The following is a 23,604-nucleotide window of genomic DNA, read 5'->3' on the forward strand; positions in this document are numbered from 1 at the left end:
GTTATTGCTGTTCCCCGCCGTGGTCGCCCAGTCGGTATTCACGGTGGTGGTATCAATCACCAGGCTGCCGTTGGCAATACCGGTGGTATTACCGTTGCCCGCACTGCTCTTCACCTGAGCGGTGACGTTATAGCTCGCCACGCCCAGCGCATCGCTGTCCGGGATCTGCAGATACCAGGTGTTGTGATCCGGGTCGACCACTACCGCACCGCCGGTCTGGGAGGTGTAGGTTTTCCCGTTCACCGTCACCACCAGGTATTCACCGTTCACCAGGTCTGCGGATACCGTACCGCTGACAATCGGCGTGGTATCGGAGGTGGTCTGGGCGGTAATTGCCGCCGTGGTGGTCGGCACGCTGGTATCGACGTTCAGCACAAACCCGTCCGATTCCGTGTAGTTACCGGCTTTATCGGTGACGCGCACAATGTAGGTGTGGTTGCCATCGCTCAGGCCGTTGTCCTGGAAGGACCAGCTGGCGCTGCCGTTCATGGTTACCTGACCAAGCAGAATGCCGTCGCGATAGAGCTGCACAATTTCACCGTCGTCCGGGGCGCGGTTCAGCGTGCCGTTGATCAGCGGTGAGGTATCATCCGTCGCCACCGACGTACCGTAAGTGCCCTGACGCTCGCCTTCACCGTCGGTGTAGCTCACCACGGTACCGATGGTGGTTGGCGGCGTAGTATCGACCGTCACCACCTGCGACGCGGTGGAGCCAACGTTACCCGCCTGGTCGATAATCCGCACCTGGTAGGTGTAATCCCCGTCATCCAGATCGCGGGTATCGGTGTAGCTCCAGCGCTGGTTGGTGACCGTGGTGTCAACCCACGTATTCCCGCCGTCGAGGCTGATCTGCACGCGCTCGTCGTCTGCCAGCGCGCTACCGAGCGAACCGTTAATGGTCAGTGTGGTGTCCATGGTGATGAAATCACTGCCGGACTGTCCGGTATCGTCGCTGATGCTGTCGATAGTGACGCCGTACTGCGGCGCCTGCGTATCCACCGTTACCACCTGCGACGTGGTAGCCCCGACGTTCCCCGCCTGGTCGACAACACGTACCTGGTAACTGTAGCTATCGTCGGTCAGCGTGCGCGTGTCGTTATAGCTCCACTGCGTGCCGCTCACGGTGGCGTAGACCCAGGTGGTGCCGCCATCCATGCTCACCTGAACGTACTCACCCGCTCCCAGTTCAGCACCGAGCGTGCCGTGCAGGGTGTAGGATGTCGAGCTGGTCAGGAAGTCGTTATTGTCGAAGCCGGTATCCACGGTGATGTTATCCACGCTCACCGTAATCGCCGCATCCGGGGCCACCGTGTCAACGGTGACCTGCTGTTGGGCGCTGGCACCCACGTTACCCGCGGCATCCACCACGCGAACGTAGTAGTCATAGGTCTGGTTAGCCAGCGTGCGGCCATCCACGTAGTACCAGCTGTTGCCGGTGACAATCACGTTCTGCCAGGTCACGCCGCCGTCAATACTGATCTGGGCATATTCCCCGTCGGCCAGCGTCGCGCCGAGCGAGCCGTGCAGCGTCAGCGAGGTATCGCTGGTGATAAAGTCGCTGCTGCTCAGGCCGGTGTCATCGCTGATGCTGTCGATGGCGATCGTTTTGCTGGCGTCCGGCACAACGGTATCGATGGTCACTACCTGGCTTACGGTAGCGCTGATATTCCCCGCATCATCAATGACGCGCAGCTGGTAGTTGTAATCCCCGTCGGCCAGCGTACGGCCATCCACATAGGTCCAGCTCAAACCGCTGACGCTGACGTCGGTCCAGCTCTGGCCGCCGTCGAGGCTGATCTGGACGTGGTCACCGCTGCCCAGCGCCGCGCCCAGCGTCCCTTTCAGGCTGATCTGCGTATCGCTGGTAATAAAGTCGCTGTCGGACAGACCGGTATCCTGGGAGATGGAGTCAACCGTAATGCTCGTTGCCACAGGCGCGGTCAGATCAATCACCACGTCCTGGCTGTCCGTTGCCCCCACGTTGCCCGCGTTATCGATCACCCGCACCTGGTACTGGTACGTATCGTCCGTCAGAGTGCGGCTATCGGTGTAGCGCCAGGTCGTGCCAGTGACGCTCAGATCACTCCACGTGGCCCCGCCGTCCAGGCTGATCTGCGCCTTCTCGTTGTTGCCGAGCTGCGCGGTCAGGGAACCGTTGAGGATAATCTGGCTGTCGTTGGTGATGAAATCACTCGCGCTCAGACCGGTGTCGTTTTGCAGGGAATCAATGCTGATCCCCATCGACGGCGCAGTCAGATCCACGGTAACGGTGTGGTTGTCGCTGGCGCTGTTGCCGATGGTGTTGCTCACCTGCGCGTTAATGACATACGCGCCGCCGTCTGCCAGCGCGGAAACATCTGCGCTGCCGAGCGTATAGCTCCAGCTGCCGTCATTCTGCACGGTCGTCGTATAGGACTTGCCGTTCAGGGTCACCGTCACCGTCTGGCCCGCTGGCGCGTCGGTAGTACCGCTGATCACCAGCGGCGTACCGTGTTCAGCGGCGCTGACGATGTCGTCCTGGGCAAAAGTGTTAATAACGATCGTCGGTACATCGCCGTTCAGCGTCACGTCGTGCGTGGCGCTGCCCGGGTTGCCCGCCTTATCGCTCACCGAGGCGGTAATGGTGTAATCCCCGTCGCTCAGGCCAAGGAAATCACGGCCCGGCACGAAGACCGACCACGTACCGTCTGCCGCGACGGTTGCCTGATAGCTGTGGCCGTTAAAGGAGACGGTCACTGTCTGGCCCTGTTCCGCCGTGGTGGTGCCGCGGATGGTCTGGCCGGCCAGCTGCTCGGCGTTGTTGACGATATCGTCATCGGCCACGGTGCTGATGGTGACGGTCGGCGCAACGGTGTCCACCGTTAAGGTGTGCGTGGTCTGGCCGTTATTACCGGCGTTGTCATTGACCGACGCGGTCACTGTCAGCGCGCCCTGGCTGAGTGCAGCCAGGTCAGTGGCCGGAACATCCAGCGTCCAGGTGCCGTCATTCGCCACGGTGGCAGTGTAGGTTTTGCCGCTCAGGGTCACGGTGACGGTCTGGCCCGCCTCTGCACTGGAGGAGCCGTGCACGGTCAGCGGCTGCTGCGCTTCCGCTGCGTTCAGCACGTCATCGCCCGACAGCGTTGCAATGCTCACCACCGGCGCAGTGGTGTCCACGCTGATGCTGTGCGTTGCCGAAGCGCTGTTGCCCGCGCTGTCCTGCGCCGAAACCGCTACCTGATAGTTCGCGCCATCGGCCAGCGCACCCACATCGGCCGCCGGTACGGTGGTGCTCCAGCTGCCGTCACTCTGAATGGTGGCCGTATAGCTCTTGCCGTTCAGGGTCACGGTCACCACCGTGCCGCTGGCAAACTGGGCACTGGAGCCGTTAATCACCAGAGACGTAGTGGCTTCTGCTGCGTTGATCACGTCATCGCCGCTGAGAGTATTTATCGTCAGCGCCACGGAGGCGGTGTTAACCACCACGTCGTGGGTCTGGGTGCTGCTGTTGCCCGCGCTGTCGGTGATGATTGCGCTGAGGGTCACGGTGCCGTCATTGAGCGCAGAAATCACGCTCGCCGGTACGCCCACGCTCCAGTTACCGCTGACATCAACGGTGGTGGTGTACTGGTTTGAACCCAAGGTGATGACGACCTTATCGCCCACGTTCGCGCCGGTGGACGTGCCGCTGACGATCTGCGCCTGCGCATGTTCCACGCTGTTGATGACATCATCGCCCGCCACCACGTTAAAGCTGACGGTCGGCGGTGTGGTATCCAGCGTAATCGCTTTGCTCGCGCTGCCCGGGTTACCCGCCGTATCGCTGACGCTCACCTGCACCGTATAGCCATTATCAGCCAGTGCGGACAGATCGGCGGAAGGTACGTTGACGCTCCAGGTGCCGCCCGGTTGTACCTGGGCGGTATAGCTGTTGCCGCCCAGCGTCACGGTAACCGTCTGCCCTGCTTCTGCCGTGGTCGTGCCGGAGACAGTCACACCAGCGGATGCTTCGCTGCCGTTAATAACGTTATCGCCTGCAACCGTATCAATGGTGACGCCTGGCGCGGTGGCATCTACGCTGTACTCACGCCCTGCGGAGGCGCTGTTGCCGTGCGCGTTGGTGACGCTCACCTGCACGCTGGCATCGCCGTCTTTCAGGCCCGCGAGATCCGCGGACGGTACGGTGGCGGCCCAGTTGCCGTCTGCATCGACGGTGGCGGTATAAGACTTGCCGCCAAAGGTGACGGTAACGGTCTGGTTTTCTTCCACGTTGCTGGTGCTACCAGAGAGCACCAGATCCGCACCTTTCTCCGCCGCGTTAATCACGTCGTCAGCGGCGATGGTGTCAATGCTGATGGCGACCGCGGTCAGATCGACCGTGACGTCATGGCTGATGGTCACCGGGTTGCCTGCTGCGCTCTGGCCTGCAACGGTGACGGTGACCGTACCAGCAGCCAGCGCCCCGACGTCTGCAGCCGGGATCGCCGCGCTCCATGTACCATCTGCCAGCACGGAAGCCGCATAAGTTTTGCCATTCAGGGTCACGGTGAGCGTTGTGCCCGCCGCCAGTCCGTCGCTGGAGCCGGTGACAATCAGGTTCTGACCATGTTCGATGCTATTGATCACATCGTCGCCCGCCACGGTGTCCACACGCAGACCCGGCAGGTTGGCGTCGATGGTCATATCGCGTTCGCCCGTACCGGTGTTGCCGTGGCCGTTGGTGACGGTCGCTGATACCGTTAAATCGCCGTTGCCCAGCGCGGTCAGGACCGACTCCGGCACGCTCACGGACCAGCTCAGATCGCTCTGCACCGTCGCGGTGTAGCTGTTGCCGCCAATCGTCACCGTTACGGTGTTGCCCGCTTCGGCATTCGCCACGCTGCCGCTGATGGTCTGGCCTGCCGCCACTTCCGCCGCGTTAATCACGTTGTCGCCCGCCACGGTGTTGATGGTGACGGTCGGCAGCGCGGTGTCGACCAGCAGGTTCGCCGTATTGCTCACGCTGTTGCCCACGCCGTTGGTGGCGGTCGCGTTCAGGGTATAGTTCGCCTGCCCCAGACCGGCCAGATCGGCGGCCGGAACCGTCAGGCTCCAGGTACCGTCTGCCGCCGTGGTGGCCGTGTAGTTTTTACCGTTCAGGGTCACGGTCACCACGGTGCCTTCTGCCAGGTTGGCGCTGGTGCCGCTGACGTTCAGATCCTGGCCTTTCTCCACCGCGTTCAGGATGTTGTCATCGCTGATAGTGTTGAAATTAACCGAAGGCAGACCGGTATCGACGGTCACACTATGGGTGCCGGTGCCGGTATTGCCCGCCGCGTCAGTGACTGACGCAGTCACGGTCACGCTGCCGTCGCTGAGGCCGGAAATGACGCTGGCCGGTACGCCCACGCTCCAGTTGCCCGCCGCGTCCAGCACGGTGGTGTAGATCTGGCCGCCAATCGTCACGGTGACCTTATCACCCGCCGCCGCGCCGGTGGCAATGCCGCTGATGATTTGTGCCTGGCCGTGTTCTGCGATGTTAATGACGTCATCGCCCGCGATGGTGCTGATGGTCACCTCAGGCACGGTCATGTCCACCGTCAGATTATGATCAACCGATGCCGGGTTACCCGCCTTGTCGCTGACCGATGCGGTGACGGTCACGCTGCCGTCGCTGAGCGCCGCCAGATCCGCTGCCGGGACGTTCAGCGTCCAGTTACCGTCTGAACCGACCGTTGCGGTGTAGTCCTTGCCGTTCAGGCTCACGGTCACCGTCTGGCCCGCTTCCGCGGTGCTGGTGCCGGAGACGGTCAGGTCAGACTGTGCTTCTGCGGCGTTGAGGATGTCGTCCGTCGCGAGGGTGTTGATGGTCACGGATGGCACGGTGGCGTCCACGCTGTACTCGCGTCCTGCGGACGCGCTGTTGCCATTGACGTTGGTAACGCTCACCTGCACGCTGGCGTCGCCGTCTTTCAGACCGGCAAAATCCGCCGCTGGCACGGTGGCGGTCCAGTTGCCATCGGCATCGACCTGCGCAGTATAGATTTTACCGCCCATGCTCAGGGTGACGGTCTGCCCGGCTTCCACGTTGGTGGTGGCGCCAGAGAGCACCAGATCCAGGCCCTTCTCCGCCGCGTTAATCACGTCGTCGGAGGCAATGGCATTGATGCTGATGGCCACCGTTGCCAGATCCACGGTGACATCATGGCTGATGGTAATTGGGTTACCCGCCGTACTGTCGCCGGTGACGCTGATCTTCACGGTGCCTTCCGGCCACGTGCTCACGTCCGCCGCCGGGACCGCCGCGCTCCAGGTGCCGTCCGCCAGCACCGTTGCGGAATAGTCTTTCCCGTTGACGGTCACGGTCAGTGCGGTGCCTGGGGTCAGCCCGTCGCTGGAGCCGGTGATAATCAGGTTCTGGTTGTGCTCAATGGTGTTGATCACATCATCGCCCGCCACGGTGTCCACACGCAGGCCCGGCAGGTTAGCGTCGATGGCGATGTCACGTTCGCCCGTACCGGTGTTGCCGTGGCCGTTGGTGACGGTCGCGCTCACGCTCAGACTGCCGTTGCCGAGCGCGGTCAGAACGTCGGACGGCACGCTTACGGACCAGCTCAGATCGCTCTGCACCGTCGCGGTGTAGCTGTTGCCGCCAATCGTCACGGTTACGGTGTTGCCCGCTTCGGCATTCGCCACGGTGCCGCTGATGGTCTGGCCTGCCGCCACTTCCGCCGCGTTAATCACGTTGTCGCCCGCCACGGTATTAATGGTGACGGTCGGCAGTGCGGTGTCGACCAGCAGGTTCGCACTGTTGCTCACGCTGTTGCCCACGCCGTTGGTGGCGGTCGCGTTCAGGGTGTAGTTCGCCTGCCCCAGACCCGCCAGATCGGCAGCCGGAACCGTCAGGCTCCAGGTACCGTCTGCCGCCGTGGTGGCCGTGTAGTTTTTACCGTTCAGGGTCACGGTCACCACGGTGCCTTCTGCCAGGTTGGCGCTGGTGCCGCTGACGTTCAGATCCTGGCCTTTCTCCACCGCGTTCAGGATGTTGTCATCGCTGATAGTGTTGAAATTAACCGAAGGCAGACCGGTATCGACGGTCACACTATGGGTGCCGGTGCCGGTATTGCCCGCCGCGTCAGTGACTGACGCAGTCACGGTCACGCTGCCGTCGCTGAGGCCGGAAATGACGCTGGCCGGTACGCCCACGCTCCAGTTGCCTGCCGCGTCCAGCACGGTGGTGTAGCTCTGGCCGCCAATCGTTACGGTGACCTTATCGCCCGCCGCCGCGCCGGTGGCAATGCCGCTGATGATTTGTGCCTGGCCGTGTTCTGCGATGTTAATGACGTCATCGCCCGCGATGGTGCTGATGGTCACCTGAGGCACGGTCACGTCCACCGTCAGATTGTGATCAACCGACGCCGGGTTACCCGCCTTGTCGCTGACCGATGCGGTGACGGTCACGCTGCCGTCGGCTAAACCTGCCAAATCCGCCGCCGGGACGTTCAGCGTCCAGTTACCGTCTGAACCGACCGTTGCGGTGTAGTCCTTGCCGTTCAGGCTCACGGTCACCGTCTGGCCCGCTTCCGCGGTACTGGTGCCGGAGACGGTCAGGTCGGCCTGTGCTTCTGCCGCATTAAGAATGTCGTCCGTCGCCAGGGTGTTGATGGTCACGGATGGCGCGGTGGCATCCACGCTGTACTCGCGGCCTGCGGACGCGCTGTTGCCATTGACGTTGGTGACGCTCACCTGCACGCTGGCATTGCCGTCTTTCAGACCGGCAAGATCCGCCGCTGGCACGGTGGCGGTCCATTTACCGTCTGTCCCCACGGTGGCAGTGTAGCTCTTGCCGCCGAATGTAATCGTGACGGTCTGGTTCGCTTCCACGTTCGAGGTGTTGCCGGAGAGCACCAGATCCGCGCCCTTCTCGGCCGCATTAATCACGTCGTCGGTGGCAATGGCGTCAATGCTGATGGCGACGCTTGCCAGATCCACCGTGACATCGTGGCTGATGGAGACCGGGTTACCCGCGCTGCTCTGACCTTCAACGGTCACGGTGACCGTGCCTGCAGCCAGCGCCCCGACGTCCGCGGCCGGAACCGCTGCGCTCCAGGAGCCGTCGGCCAGCACCGTCGCCGGGTAGGTTTTGCCGTTCACGGTGACGGTTAATCCCGTACCCGGCGTCAGACCGTCGCTGGAGCCGGTGATAATCAGGTTCTGTCCGTGCTCGATGGTGTTGATCACATCATCGCCCGCCACGGTGTCCACACGCAGGCCCGGCAGATTGGCGTCGATAGCAATATCGCGCTCAGCGGAGCCGCTGTTGCCCACATTGTTGGTTACGCTGGCGCTCACCGTCAGTTCGCCGTTGCCCAGCGCCGTCAGATCCGATTCCGGTACGTTGACAGACCAGGTGAGATCGCTCTGTACCGTGGCCGTGTACGTGTTGCCACCTAACGTCACGGTCACGGTATTGCCCGCTTCGGCATTCACCACGGTACCGCTGATGGTCTGCCCGGTTGCCAGTTCTGCCGCGTTAATGACGTCGTCACCCGCGACGGTATTGATGATCACCCCCGGCAGAACGGATTCCACGTTCACAGTGTGCGAGGTACTGGCACTGTTGCCAACGCTGTCCGTGGCTGACGCGGTGACGCTGTAAAGCGCTTCACCCAGTTGCCCCACCTCGCTCGCCGGAACGGTGGTGCTCCAGAGACCGTTATCATCCACCGTCGCGCTATACGCTTTGCCGTTGAGCATCACGGTAACAACCGCACCTGCCGTCAGGCCGGTGGCCGTACCGGTAATGGTCAGATCCTGCGTTTTCTCGGTGCTGTTGATCACATCATCACCGGACACGGTATCGATGGTCAGCACCGGGGCGGTCAGGTTCACCTCCACGTCATGGGTCGCGCTATTGCTGTTACCGGCTTTATCGGTCAACGCGGCGGTGATGGTGTAATCGCCCGCGGTCAGCGCACTGACGTCCGCCGCAGGTACCCCCACGCTCCAGTTGCCTGAGGCATCCACGGTGGCGGTATACGATTTGTTGTTAATGGTGACGGTAACCACATCGCCCGCTTCGGCGCCGGTCACGGAACCGGTCACCATCAGGGCCTGCGCATGCTCGGCGCTGTTGATCACGTCATCGTCGGACACGGTGTTAATGGTCAACTGCGGAACCGTGATATCCACCAGCACGTCGCGATCCGCAGAGGCCGGGTTGCCCGCTTTATCGGAGACGGCGGCACTGATGGTGTAGTTGCCGTCCACCATGCTGCTCAGGTCCGCAGACGGCACGGTGACGCTCCAGTTGCCGTTGGCCTGTACGGTGGTGGTGTAATCCACGCCGTTCAGGGTCACGGTGACGGTCTGGCCCGCTTCGGCGTTGGTCACACCGTTGATGTCCAGATCCTGCTGCGCTTCAAGCGCGTTGATGATGTTGTTATCGCTGACAATCTCAATGGAAACCGTCGGCGCGGTAGCGTCCACGCTGTATTCGCGGCCTGCCGACGCGCTGTTGCCATTGACGTTGGTGACGCTCACCTGCACGCTGGCGTCGCCATCTTTCAGGCTACCCAAATCAGCCGATGGCACGGTGGCCGTCCAGTTGCCGCTGGCATCTACGGTGGCGGTGTAAGACTTACCGCCGAAGGTGATGTAAACCGTCTGGTTTTCCTCCACGTTAGTGGTGGAGCCGGACAGCACCAGATCCGCCCCTTTTTCTGCCGCATTGATCACGTCATCGGTGGCAATGGCGTCAATGCTGATAGCCACGGTCGCCAGATCCACGGTCACGTCATGGCTGATAGTCACCGGGTTACCGGCGCTGCTCTGGCCGTCAACGGTCACGGTGACCGTGCCCGCATTCAGCGCGCTGACGTCTGCGGCAGGGATCGCTGCCGTCCAGGTGCCGTCTGCCAGCACCGTGGCCGCGTAGGTTTTACCGTTGACGGTGACCGTCAGCGCCGAGCCAGCGCTCAGCCCCTCGCTGGTACCGGTGATAATCAGGTTCTGCCCGTGCTCGATGCTGTTAATCACATCGTCGCCCGCCACGGTGTCCACACGCAGGCCCGGCAGGTTGGCATCAATGGTGATGTCACGCTCGCCATAACCGGTGTTGCCGTGGCCGTTGGTGACGCTGGCCGTCACGGTCAGGTCCCCGTTGCCGATGGCGGTTAACACGTCAGACGGCACATTCACCGACCAGCTTAAATCGTCCTGAACGGTTGTCGTATAGTTGTTGCCGCCAATGGAAAGCGTGACAGTGTCACCGCTCGCGGCACCGCTCACTTTCCCGCTCAGCGTCTGGCCAGACGCCACTTCCGCGGCGTTGATGATGTCGTCGGTGGCAACCGCATTAATGGTGACAACCGGCAGCGCGCTGTCCACCAGCACGTTATGGCTTGCGCTCGCGCTGTTGCCTGCCGTATCGGTCACGCTCGCCGTCACGGTGTAGCTGGCTTCACCCAGCGCCGAGACGTTGGCTGCCGGAACGGTCACGCTCCAGTTGCCGCTGGCGTCGGTGGTGGCGGTATAACTGATACCGTTCAGGGTTACGGTGATGGTGGTGCCGTCCGGCTGATTGCTGGTGCCGGAGAGCAGCAGATCGTCGCCCTTTTCGATCGCGTTAATCACGTCATCGCCCGCAAGGGTGTTGATGGCGATAACCGGTGCGGTCAGGGAGACCGTAACGTCATGCGTGGCGGTGGTGCTGTTGCCCGCTTTATCGGTGAGGATTGCCGAGAGGGTCTGATCGCCGCTTACCAGCGCGCCGACGTCCGTGGCCGGAATGCCGGTGCTCCAGTTCCCGGAGGCGTCCAGCATGGCGGTGTAGTCTTTGCCGTTGAGGGTGACGGTAATCACGTCTCCCGCCTGGGCACCCGTGACCTTACCGGAGACGATCAGCGCCTGGCCGTGTTCGGCGATATTCAGGATGTCATCACCCGCCACAACGTCAAACACGATCTGCGGCACGGTGGTATCCACCAGCACGGCCGCATCGGTGCTCGCCGGGTTGCCGGCTTTATCAGAAACGGATGCCGTGACCGTGGCATTACCGTCGGCGATGCCCGCCAGATCGGCCGCCGGGACGTCGAGCGTCCAACTGCCGTCTGCCTGCACCTGCGCGGTATAGGTGTTGCCATTGAAGGCCACGGTCACCGTCTGGCCCGCTTCGGCGGTGGAGGTACCGCTGAGGGTCAGATCCTGCGCCGCCTCTGCCGCATTCAGGATGTTGTCACCGCTGATGGTATTGAGGGTGACCGTCGGCGCGGTGGTATCCACGCTGTACTCGCGCCCCGCCGATGCGCTGTTGCCGTTAACGTTGGTCACGCTCACCTGCACGCTGGCATCGCCGTCCTTCAGGCTGCTCAGATCCGCTGCCGGAACGGTGGTGGTCCAGTCGCCGTTGGCGTCTACCGTCGCCGTATACGTTTTCCCGCCCAGGGTAACGGTCACGGTCTGTCCCGCCTCAACGTTGGCTGAGGTGCCGCTGAGCACGAGGTCTTCGCCTTTTTCCGCCGCGTTCAGCACGTTGTCAGCGGTCACGCTGTTAATGCTAATGGCGACCGGGCTGAGATCCACATCAACGACGGTGCCAATCGTGACCGGGTTGCCGGAGGTGTCCTGCGCGCTGGCGCTGATGGTCAGTGAACCGTCAGCCCACTGGGAGACGTCCGCCGCAGGCACGGCCGCCTGCCAGGTGCCGTCCGCCAGTACCGAGGCGGAATAATCCTTGCCGTTAATGGTGACGGTAACGGTGCTGCCTGCCGCCAGATCGGTGCTGGTGCCCGACACAATCAGGTTCTGACCGTGCTCGATGATATTGATGACGTCATCGCCTGCGACCGTATCAATACGCAGGCCCGGCAGCTGGGCGTCGATGGAGAAGTCCAGCGAGGAAGAGCCAGTATTGCCGTGCACGTTGGTGACGCTGGCCGATACGGTCAGTTCGCCGTTGCCAAGTGCGGTTAACTGGCTCTGGGTTAATGGCAGGCTCCAGGTGAGATCGTCCTGAACCGTGGTGGTGTAGGTCTGGCCGCCGAGCATAATGGTGACAGTGTCACCTGAAGCAGCATTGGTAACCTTACCGGTCAACGTCTGCCCCGCGGCCACTTCCGTCGCGTTAACGATGTTATCGCCCGCCAGCGCGTTGATGGTCACAACCGGCAGCGAGCTGTCCACCAGCACATCGTGCGTGGTTGAGGCGCTGTTGCCCACGCTGTCGGTGACGCTGGCAGTCACGGTGTAATGTGCCTCGCCCAGCGCGCTGACCGCAGAGGCAGGTACGGTGACGCTCCAGCTGCCACTGGCGTCGGTGGTCGCGGTGTAGGTGATGCCGTTAAGGCTAACGGCAATCGTCGTCCCTTCCGGCTGGTTGCTGGTCCCGGAAAGCAGCAGATCCTCGCCTTTCTCCGTCGCATTGATCACATCGTCCGCCGCCAGGGTATTGATAGCGATTTCCGGCGTCACGGTGTTGACCACTACGTCCACTGCGCTACTGCCGGTATTACCGGAGCGATCGGTCACCGAGACGTTAACGGTCCAGGTCCCGTCTGTCAGACCCTGTACAACGGAGGCTGGCAGGCCGAGGCTCCAGTTCCCCGCCGCATCCACCACGGTGGTGTACTCCACGTTATTCAGGGTGATGGTCACCAGGTCACCCGCTGCCGCACCGGTGACCGACCCGCTCAGGATCTGCGCCTGTGAATGTGCGAGCTGGTTAACGGTATTGGTGTCGGTGACAAAATCGTTAATGGTAACCTGCGGGACGGTCGCATCCACCAGCCCAACGCGGTCTGCGCTGCTGCTGTTGCCTGCCACGTCACTCACGGTTGCCGTTACCGTGACGGTGCCGTCGGTCAGAGCGCCGAGATCCGCAGCCGGTACGTTCACCGTCCAGGTCCCGTCACTCTGGACGGTGGTCTGATAGTGCTTGCTGTTCAGCGTAACGGTAACCGTCTGTCCCGCCTCAGCATTGCTGCCGCCGCTTAAGATCAGATCCTGCTGCGCTTCGGCCGCATTAATGATGTTGTCGTCGGTCAGGTTATCGATCGTAATGGACGGCGGTAAGGTATCCACGGTCACCACGCGCGACGCGTCGGCACTGTTGCCGCTGACGTTCGTCACGCTGACGCTGACCTGCGCGCGTCCGTCAATCAGCGTCTCCATGGCGCTGGCCGGCACGGTCAGGCTCCAAGAGCCATCCTGCTGCACCTGCGCGGTAAAGGTCTGGTCGGCGAATTTAACCACCACAGTCTGCCCGGCCTCTACGCCCTGCGTCTGGCCCGACAGCATAAGATCGGCGCCTTTTTCAGCCGCATTCAGCATGTCATCGCTGCTGACGGTATCGATGGTCACCGCCACGGCGTTCAGATCCAGCTCGATGGGGTGCTCAGCTGAAACGGTATTTCCCCAGGCATCTGTCGCGCTGACGTGAACGGTGATATCTCCGGCCGTCCAGCCCTGCAGATCGGACGCCGGGACGCCGATTTGCCAGCTGCCGTTGGCGTTGACCACGGCGGCATACTCGACGCCGTTGATGGTGACGGTGACGTGCGTGCCCGCTGCCAGGTGGGTACTGGAGCCGGTCACGGTCAGATCCTGCTGCTGCTCGATGGCGTTGATCACGTCATCGCCAGAAATGGGATTCACCCGCAGGCCAGGAAGCTCGGCGTTGATGTTGATATCACGCTCGCCGCTGCCGGTGTTGCCGTGGGCGTTGGTGACAGAAGCGGTAAAGGTTAACGCCCCGTCGCCAAAGGCCTTCAGATCGGCTGACGAAATGGTCACGCTCCAGGTCAGATCGCTGCCTACCGTAGCGGTGTAGCTCTTACCGCCCACCGAAACAGAGACCGTGTCGCCCGCCGCCGCGCCGATGACGCGCCCGCTCAGGGTTTGATCCACCGCCACTTCAGCATTGTTGACCAGGTTGTCACCGGCGAAGGTATTGATAATCACCTGCGGCAGCACAGTATCCACCAGCAGCGTCGCTTCGGCGGAGCCGCTGTTACCGGCGGCATCGGTGCCGCTCACGCTGACGGTGTACAGGGTGTTCGCCAGGTTCAGAACGTCAGACACCGGCACCTGAACTGACCAGATGCCGTTATTAACGGTGGCCTGATAGCTCACGTTATTCAGCGTGACGTTTACCACGCTGCCGTCTGGCAGGTTGCTGGTGCCGCTCAGGCTCAGCGGCTGCATCGCCTCCTGCGCGTTCAGCACGTTATCCTGGCTGATGGCATTCAAGGTGAATTCCGGTGGGTTACCGCTCAGGGTAATGCCGTGGGTGGCGTTACCGGTATTGCCCGCCGCATCGGTCACCGAAACCGCAATGCTGTGGTTACCTTCCCCCAGCGCGCCAATGACTGACGCCGGTACGCCTACGCTCCAGCTGCCGTTCGCCTGCACCACGCCGGTAAAGCTCTGGCCGCCAACGGTTACGGTGACCACATCACCTGCTGCGGCTCCGGTCGCCTGGCCGGAAATAATCTGCGCCTGGCCCTGCTCGCTGGTGTTGAGAATATCGTCGCCCGCGACGGTATTGATGGTCACGACCGGGGCGACAGTATCCACGGTGAAATGCGCCTGGGTGGATGACCCGTTCCCGGCTTTATCGCTGACGTTCACCGTCAGGGTGTGTTCGCCATTCGCCAGCGACTGCACCTCGCTGGCTGGCAGCGTGACGGACCAGGTACCGTCGCTGCCCACCGTGGCGGTATGGTTTTTACCGTTCACTGTCACCGTGACAATCTGACCGGCTTCCGCCGTGGTTTTCCCGCTCAGCGTCAGCGGCTGATGGTGTTCAGCGGCATTGATAATATTGTCCTGCGCGACAGTATCGACCGCGATGGTCGGTGCCGCAGTATCCACGCCAATCGTCTGACTGCCGTTCACGGTATTGCCCGCCGCGTCCTTGCCGCTGACGTTCACCGTCCAGGTGCCGTCGCCCAGCGCCTGCGCATCCGCCGCAGGCACCTTCACGCTCCATGCGCCGTTTGCACCCACCTCAGCCGTATAGGATTTGCCGTTCAGCGTAACGGTCAGTTCTGTTCCCTGCGCCAGGTTCTTGCTGGCACCAGAAAGCGTAAAGCCTGTGGACTGCTCGCTGGCGTTGATGACGTTATCCCCCGCCGTGGTTGCCAGCGTCACGCTCGCCACGGCAGTATCAACGGTCACGGTGATGCTGCCTGCGGAGGTCGTTTTACTGCCGTCGATCTGCACGACTGACCAGGTATGTTCCCCGTCTGTCTGGGTCGGCAGTTTTACCGTCCAGGTGCCGTCTTTACTGACCATCGCGCTGGCAAGCGTATTGCCGCTGCTGTCTTTGATCTGAATGGTCGCGCCCGGTTGCCCGGTACCGCTAAAGGTTGGCGTGTTATCGTCGGTGATCGCATTTGCACTCAGCACGCCCTGCTTGTCTCCCGCAAGATCGGTGAGCATGAAGGTTGGCGTTGCGCTCTCTACTTCTTTCGTATTATCAATAACTTTTGTTTTTGTTTCGCCGTCACCACCGTGAGCCAGCAGTGCCCCAATAGCACCGCCGCCTAACGCCGCCCCCGCAATCCAGCCCCATGGCGCATCACTCAATATGCTCTCCTGGGTCAGGAAAGGTTCAATGCTGCTAATCGGTGTGGCTTGCGCGGTTAATTCAGTAACGGCTGCGCCTGACGCTTCCCCGGCATCGGCAAAAGAGATATGTGTTAATTCCTGATTATCGTTAAATACCAGTTCAGACTGGTTATGGGTTTCAGGATCTTCAACGAAATAGTTATTGCAGCGAATAACGCTGCCATCTTTCATATAAATGAGAAGGTCTTTCCCCTGGCGGACGTAACGCACCACGTCCTGTGCAGAACCCTGGATTTCAATCACGCTCGGAGAGGAAATGGAGACCGACAGATTTCCTTCGCCGGTTAATTTCGTTTTCTCCGCTGTCTTGCGAATGATGACATCTACAACTTTTACGTTACTCATATTTCTCTCCTTGCAGGTGCTCGGATTCCTGTGGATATGTCCACCAGATGGATGTAGCTATCCCTGGGAAATTTCACCCATTATTTTCAGATTTATTTCGCGCAGAAAGGCGCGGCTTTTTTCAACTCAAATCGGGTAATTTTGCGGCAGCGTTTTTTTCTACTCCAATAAGCGTCATGAGATTATCAACAGCAGAGGCGTAATTAATTGCCGCGCTCCAGCCATCATATTCGGCCATTATTTTGGCAGACGTGGCCTGCCAGACATCCTGTTCTACGCTGAGCAAATCATTAATGCTCCGCTTGCTCAGGGTGTATTCATTTTTGTAGACCGCGCGGGCACGTAACGCGTTTTCAAGCTGTAAGCTTCCGGCGGCCATTCTTCCACGCGCGCCGGTCCAGTCTGCCTGCGCGACGGAGGCTTTTTGCAACACATCAAACCGCGCCTGATCGACCTGAGAGGAGGCCATCGCCCTGGTGCCTTCAGCCTGACGAACGCGTGCCGAAACGGCGCCGCCCTGATACAGCGGTGCATCGATATTGAGCTGGATCTGGTCATCCCAGTAAGCGCGGTTATCCGACTCATAGCGCGTGCGGCCTCCTTTCAGGCTTAACGTTGGCCAGTGCTGAGATTTTGCGGTTTCCACCCCATACTGGGCTGAACGCTCCATATTCTGCGCGGCCATTACCGCCGGTATCAGCGAGTAATCGATCTGGTTGACGGCATTCTGCTCTACGGCAAGCTTCTCAGGGACCGGTGAATAGGCTTCAGCCTGCATGCCCGTCAACACCGCGAGCCTTGCGCGGGCGCTGTTGAGCGCGGCGTTGTACTGCTCCACCGTCGCCTGCATACCGGCGATCCGCGTGCGGGTCTGCAGCTCATCGGAGGTTGAGCTTACGCCTGCATCCGCGCGCAGTTTCGCCAGCTGCTCCACGTTTTTGAGGGCCTGCACATTCTCTTTAGCCGCCTGCAACAGATCGCTATAACGTCTGACCTCCACGTAGCTCAGCGCAGTTTTTTCCGCCACGGCGGTGAGCGTCTCCATCAGCTGATAGCGATAGCTATCGCGTCGCGCTGAAGACTGGCTGATGCTGTTATTCGTCTTGCCAAAGTCATAAATGAGCTGCGTAAGGCTTAATCCCCATGCCGCTGAATTTCTCAGTGAGCCGCTGGAATCGGTGGTTTGACTATGGCCCGTACTGCCGTTCAGCGATATTTGCGGCATCCATCCGCTACGTGCTTCATCTATTTGCGCCTGACCAATACCCAATTGTGCCGCCTGCTGACTGACCGACGGATCGCGATCGATGGCAAAAAGAATACTTTCTTTTAATGTTGTCGTCGGCACCGTGGCAAAACCCAACGCGCCGCTATTGGCATAGGTCGTATTAATGCATGCCGAAATTAACACCAGCACTGCGGATAATCGGACCCACTTATAATTTCGCTCTCTCATCATTTATATCTCCCTGAGTCTGCGAATGGTTTAACCCTTTACCCAAAAAGAGGTATAGATAATCAGAAAAATATTATTAATCCCCCGTACTGAATGTCGGGTAATAGCTCCCCATACCCATTTCCATTGGAGATGAGAGCCGACCTTAGCCTAATATGAATTAAGAATTTACTTACTTCTTAACTGATTCGCAGCATAACAAAATGTGGTATAGGCAACTACACCCACAATGTTAATGTGGTGTTACAATTAAGAAAAATCATGGGGTTTCTGGACAAACTTTTAAAAATGGCCTTTCAAATGAAACTAATAAAGTCATTGTTATTTAAGTGAAATCTAAAAATACCCGGATGTACATTTTTGCGTTAATTTCCACGCGCGTCAGACACAAAGATTTTCAAAGAAATGTCAACTTAAGTAGCGTCGCTCTATTTATTGGCATAAAAAGCCGTTAAAATTCATTTTTGCGGAATTTTGTTGGTTTAAATAGTTTTTTAATAGATCAACAAACCAGTAAAGCGAAGCTAACTGGTTACAAAATCCAAATAGCCAGATAAAACATCGTTATAACATATTGATTACCCTTAGAAACCGTTCACTTATATTTAATCAATAACATCTCAATTATCACGCAACTGAACTAATGTGCGGTTGCCCTTTTCTCTGCGACAAAATGCTGTATTATGCGAACTATTGCGATATTTTGCAGGATTGCTGCCATGCACAAAACCGCGCGTCAAAAATATGTGCTCGAGATCATCAGCGAGCAGGGACAGGCCAGCATCACTGAGCTGGCAGAAAAGCTGCAGGTCTCTGCGGATACCATTCGCCGCGATCTCACGGACCTCGAAAAACAGGGGCTGGCGCAGAAGAACCACGGAGGCGCTATCGCGCTCAATCTTTCGGCCATGAATCGCCAGGGCAGAAATACGCTCCTGCCGGCGACCAAACAGCGGCTGGGAAAACAGGTGGCACAGCAGGTTCCGCCGGGCTCTACGCTGTTTCTGGATGCGGGCAGTACGGTCATGGCGGTGGCCTCTTTTCTTCAGGGGCCGCTGACGGTGATCACCACCTCGCTGGATATCGCCCACACTTTTAGCGACCGGGAGGATATCGAGCTGATCCTGCTCGGCGGGAAATGGGATCAGAAGCAACGCCTGTTTGCTGGCGGTGCCACCCTCTCCCTGCTTTCACGGTATCGGGCGGATATCGCCATCCTTGGCGCCTGCGCCCTTCATTCATCACTCGGTCTGAGTGCCGGGACGGAAGCCGATGCAGAAGTCAAACGGGCGATGCTTGCCGCCAGCCAGACGCACTGGATCGTCGCAGACCATCTGAAAGTCAACCGCTGTGAGCCGTATCTGGTGTGCGGGTTAGACGAAATTCATCAACTGTTTTTAGATCGTCCCTGGCCTGAGCTTGGGGACCAGAGCACCGTGCCCGTCACGGTTTGCGCTCATTAACGTGGAGAAGGTCATGAGTAAAATGAAGACAATCAACATTGCGCTGATCGGGTATGGTTTTGTCGGTAAAACCTTCCATGCCCCGCTCATCCAGTCTGTGGACGGGCTTACGCTGGCGGTGGTTTCCTCCCGTGATGAGGAAAAAGTTAAGCGCGATCTGCCGGATGTGCAGGTGGTTGCTACCCCGGAAGAGGCCATTACGCACCCGGATATTGACCTGGTGGTGATCGCCTCCCCTAACGCCACCCATGCTCCGCTGGCCACGCTGGCCCTGAACGCAGGAAAACACGTGGTGGTGGATAAACCCTTCACGCTCGATATGCAGGAAGCACGCGATCTTATTGCCCTGGCGGAGGAAAAGCAGCTTCTGCTCTCCGTGTTCCACAACCGCCGCTGGGACAGTGATTTCCTGGGCATTAAGGACGTTATCACACAGGGCACCCTCGGGAAGGTGAAACTGTTTGAGTCACACATTGACCGCTTCCGCCCGGAAGTGCGCGTGCGCTGGAGAGAACAAAACGTACCGGGAAGCGGGCTGTGGTTTGACCTGGGGCCGCACCTGATCGACCAGACGCTACAGCTCTTTGGTCTGCCTGACTCTGTGCAGGGGAATATCGCGACGCTGCGCGACGGCGCAGAAGTGAACGACTGGGCGCATGTGGTCTTAAACTACCCTGATCATAAGGTTATTTTGCACGCCAGCATGCTGGTCGCCGGAGGTACCGCGCGCTTTACCGTCCATGGGGATAAGGGCAGCGTAGTGAAGGCCCGTATCGATCAGCAGGAAGCCCAGCTGCTGACTGGCATCGTTCCGGGAAGTGAAACCTGGGGTCAGGACAGCGACAGTATGGTCTTCTTTGGGGCTGACGGCGCGCCGCAGACCATTACCACGCCGAAAGGCGATCAGCGCCAGTATTACATTAATGTGCGCGATGCTCTGCTCGGGAAGATTGCCAATCCGGTTAATCCTGTCGAGGCATTAGCGGTGATGGCGGTACTGGAAGCGGCGGTGAAATCGTCAGAGACCGGGTCAACCCAGGGGCTGGCATTAACAGCTGAAGAGCGTGCTCTGCTGCAATAAAAAACGGGTTTTGTAGGCCGGGTAAGCGCAGCGCCACCCGGCGAGAAAGGCGGCAAAAGTGTTGAGGGCTATTGCCGCTTTTTCGGCATCATGCGCAGCAGCGTATTATCTTTCCAGAAATAGTGATGCATCAGCGCCGCCGCTGCGTGCAGGCCAATGACAAAATAGCCGAGGTTCGCCAGCGTCTCGTGCCACTCTTTTAGCCCATCAGCCAGATCAAAGTTGGATTCCGCCGCGTGCGGCATGGCGATGCCAAAGGCAAACCAGTCGTTTCCACGGTTATACATCATCACCAGGCCAATCAGCGGCAAAGCAATAAACAGCAGATAAATCACCAGATGCCCCAGATGCGAAAGGCCAGTGATCATCGCTTTAGGTTTCGGCTCAATCGGCGGCGCGCGGAACTTCAGGCGCACCAGCAGACGTGTCACCATCAAAACCAGGATAGCGATCCCGCATGAGACGTGGATCATATTGATCAGCGGTCGGTCGGTACGCGGAAAGAAGCCTCTGAACTCCATGGCGCAGTAGGCGACAATAACTAACAGAAACACCAGCCAGTGAATGCCGATTTGCAGGCCTGTATATTTAGTGCGCATGTGATTTTCCGATAAAAAACAGTTACCGCGCCAACATAACGACCTTTCCTTAAAAATTCATTAACTTTTCTGTATGGATTTTCAAATACTTCCCGGGGCATGAAGCATCTTCAATTGCTGCCCCGCCCCTCATGGTCTAAGCCTGGATAAGTTCAAACTGTCACATCGACACGTTTACAGGAGAAAACCATGAGTAAAATTGGCATTAACGGATTTGGACGCATTGGACGCCTGGTACTTCGTCGCCTTCTTGAAACCCAGGACAGCAACACCGTCGTCGCCATCAACGACCTCACCTCTCCCAAAGTACTGGCCTATCTGCTCCGGCATGATTCTAACTACGGCGGCTTCCCGTGGAGCGTGGATTTCACCGAAGACGCGCTGATTGTGGACGGTAAAACCATCGCGGTGTACGCCGAGAAAGAGGCCAGACATATCCCGTGGAAAGCCGCTGGGGTGGATATCGTCGTGGAATGCACCGGTTTTTATACGTCGGAAGAAAAATCCAGAGCGCATCTGGATGCTGGCGCCAAAAAAGTCCTGATCTCCGCGCCAGCAGGTGAGATGAAAACCATTGTGTTTAACGTTAACGACGACACCATTGACGCCAGTGATACCATTATCTCTGTCGCCTCCTGCACCACCAACTGCCTCGCCCCGCTGGCAAAAGCCCTGCACGATGCTTTTGAGATTAAAGTGGGCACCATGACCACCATTCACGCCTATACCGGTACCCAGGCGCTGGTGGATGGTCCGCGCGGGAAAGATCTGCGCGCCTCACGCGCGGCGGCGGAGAACATCATTCCCCACACCACGGGTGCTGCCAAAGCGATTGGCCTGGTGATCCCGGCCCTCAGCGGCAAACTGAAAGGTCATGCCCAGCGCGTACCGGTGAAAACCGGCTCGGTAACGGAGCTGGTCGCCATTCTGGGCAAAAAGGTCACCGTTGAAGAGGTGAATGCCGCACTGAAAAAAGCGACGCAGGGAAATAAATCCTTTGGCTATACCGATGAAGAGATTGTGTCGTCAGATGTCATTGGCTCGCACTTTGGCTCGGTGTTTGACGCCACGCAGACCGAAGTGACCGAGGCGGGCGAACTGCAACTGGTGAAAGCCGTCGCCTGGTATGACAACGAGTATGGCTTTGTGACGCAGCTGGTGCGCACGCTTGATAAATACGCCGCACTTTAATAACGCTGACGGGTGGTCATACCATCCGTCGCTCTCCCTTACCGCACGGCTTACTCTTCATCATCTGTTTTCCAGAATAAAATTATTCACGAAATTTTTGAATCACACGTTAATTATCATTAGAACTTCTAAAATGAAGTTTTAAATATGCTTGCTTTAATTTTATAAACACTCCAAATAAAATAAATCACAAGACAGGCAAGCGGTCTGTCAAAACAAACACCACCTATGAAATTGTTAAGGAACAACAATGAAAAAAGTTATTTTGGCTTCATTAATTGCACTGGCCAGCGCATCAGCTTTCGCAGAACCTACCGCTGTATTAAAAGTACACGGAGCGTTGACCAATGCGGCGTGTACGCCTTCTATCGGCAACGGCGGGGTCATTGATTACGGCTATATTCGCCTCGGAGAACTTTCTGCACTGGAAAATAATAAATTGGGACAAAAACAGGTGCCTGTCACCATTACCTGTTCTTCGCCAACCAAAGTGGGCTTTACCATTCTTGATAACCGTAGCGACAGCAACGCGCGGCTGCCGCTGGATATTGGTGGTAACCTGAACCAGTCTGCTAAATATTATACTTACGGCGTGGGCACCACGTCCGAAGGCGTAAAAATTGGTGACTACGGCATGTGGATGACGGATGTCACGGCAGATGGCAAAGTCGTAGACCCGATTGGCAACAACCACGACTGGAATCCTGATGTCTGGAAAAAAACCGGTATTCCGCGTAGTGATGCGTTCCAGACCATCGCCTTTGCTGATACAGGGACCACCGCACCGTTGGCTATCACCACCGCTAACTTTAACTTTGTTACTAATCTGACGATTCGTGACACTACTGCGCTGGCAATTACCGACGATACCCCTCTCGACGGTCAGGCGACGATGACCCTGGTATATCTCTAATCATATAATTTGCTTATACCGGTTCAGCGTAACCCTGAACCGGTACTTTTCCCCGTTATATTCACACAACAAATAAAAAGCCTTCTTTTATTTGTCGCTTTCGCATATCTTTAGTTTTTCTACAAAATAAATTCAACTTTAATAAATATACCAAAAACTCAATACTCAATATTATTTCCGCCAGGTGAATGGGAACGCCATCGCTGCGTTCACTTATCATTCCCGCATGTCTTATATTCATGAAAAGGAAAAATCAAGGATGAAAAAAATCATTCTGGCTACAGCCATCGCGTTGAGCACCACATCAGTTTTTGCAGCCGGAACTGCTGTTATTAAGGTAAAAGGTACATTAACCAACGCAGCATGTACTGCTGAGCTGGGTAACGGCGGTGTTCTCGATTACGGCTTTATTCGTCTCGGTGAGTTATCCGAAACCTCACATAATCAACTCGGTCAGAAACAGATACCTGTGACCATAAATTGCTCCGCGCCAACCAAAATAGGTTTCACTATTACCGATAATCGCAGTGACAGCAACGCACAACTTCCTGTTGATATTGGGAAGAATAAGAATATTACAAATAAATATTATACTTATGGCATCGGTTTCACGAACGACGGTAAAAAAATCGGTAACTACGGTATGTGGATGACCGGTACTACCGCAGACGGTAAAACTGCAGACCCTATTGGGAATAACCACGACTGGCCCGCAACCCGTTGGAAATATTCCGGTATTCCACGCAGCGATACTTTCCAGACCATCGCCTTTGCTGAAACCGGCACCACCACCCCATTGGCTATCACCACGGCTAACTTTAACTTTGTGACCAATCTGGTGATTTGGGATACCTCTACTCTGGCCATTACCGACGATACCGCGCTGGACGGCCAGAACACCATGACGCTGGTTTATCTGTAACTCTTCGCCCTTTATTCAATACCGGGTCAGCGGCTAACGCTGGCCC

The 23,604-nt window shown here is 58.3% G+C and carries 7 protein-coding genes and 1 pseudogene; 5 read left to right on the forward strand and 3 right to left on the reverse strand.

The features are described from left to right. Window positions 1-6: 6 nt before the first annotated feature. Together M8370_RS04195 and M8370_RS04200 are read right to left on the reverse strand one after the other, a co-directional pair. Window positions 7-15,933 (reverse strand): annotated as a pseudogene (locus M8370_RS04195) (Ig-like domain-containing protein); the annotation flags it as partial. Between the two features lie 121 nt (window positions 15,934-16,054). Beyond that, the gene (locus M8370_RS04200; protein WP_013096692.1) at window positions 16,055-17,392 is read right to left on the reverse strand and encodes a TolC family outer membrane protein; all 1,338 of its coding nucleotides are present in this window, start codon (window positions 17,390-17,392) and stop codon (window positions 16,055-16,057) included. A 716-nt stretch (window positions 17,393-18,108) separates the two neighbouring features. On the opposite strand from M8370_RS04200, the gene M8370_RS04205 reads away from it, so the two are divergent. After that, complete coding sequence (locus M8370_RS04205) at window positions 18,109-18,852, forward strand: DeoR/GlpR family DNA-binding transcription regulator (RefSeq protein WP_250020530.1); 744 nt, start codon at window positions 18,109-18,111, stop codon at window positions 18,850-18,852. Between the two features lie 13 nt (window positions 18,853-18,865). Next, on the forward strand, window positions 18,866-19,933 hold the full coding sequence (locus tag M8370_RS04210; RefSeq protein ID WP_250020531.1) for an oxidoreductase: 1,068 nt from the start codon (window positions 18,866-18,868) through the stop codon (window positions 19,931-19,933). Window positions 19,934-20,001: 68 nt separating this feature from the next. Here M8370_RS04210 and cybB read toward each other — a convergent pair whose 3' ends face one another. Then, on the reverse strand, window positions 20,002-20,532 hold the full coding sequence (cybB, locus tag M8370_RS04215; RefSeq protein WP_013096695.1) for a cytochrome b561: 531 nt from the start codon (window positions 20,530-20,532) through the stop codon (window positions 20,002-20,004). A gap of 189 nt (window positions 20,533-20,721) precedes the next feature. On the opposite strand from cybB, the gene gap reads away from it, so the two are divergent. The 3 genes from gap (at window position 20,722) to M8370_RS04230 (ending at window position 23,558) form a co-directional block, all read left to right on the forward strand. Next, on the forward strand, window positions 20,722-21,723 hold the full coding sequence (gene gap / locus M8370_RS04220) for a type I glyceraldehyde-3-phosphate dehydrogenase (RefSeq protein WP_013096696.1): 1,002 nt from the start codon (window positions 20,722-20,724) through the stop codon (window positions 21,721-21,723). Between the two features lie 250 nt (window positions 21,724-21,973). Further along, window positions 21,974-22,636 carry a DUF1120 domain-containing protein gene (locus tag M8370_RS04225; RefSeq protein WP_250020532.1) on the forward strand — a complete coding sequence of 221 codons (663 nt, stop codon included), beginning with the start codon at window positions 21,974-21,976 and terminating at the stop codon, window positions 22,634-22,636. Window positions 22,637-22,895: 259 nt separating this feature from the next. Then, complete coding sequence (locus tag M8370_RS04230) at window positions 22,896-23,558, forward strand: DUF1120 domain-containing protein (protein ID WP_250020533.1); 663 nt, start codon at window positions 22,896-22,898, stop codon at window positions 23,556-23,558. The last annotated feature ends 46 nt before the right edge of the window (window positions 23,559-23,604 follow it).

Source organism: Enterobacter cloacae complex sp. OE43NF, assembly GCF_023544405.1.
GTDB lineage: Bacteria > Pseudomonadota > Gammaproteobacteria > Enterobacterales > Enterobacteriaceae > Enterobacter > Enterobacter cloacae.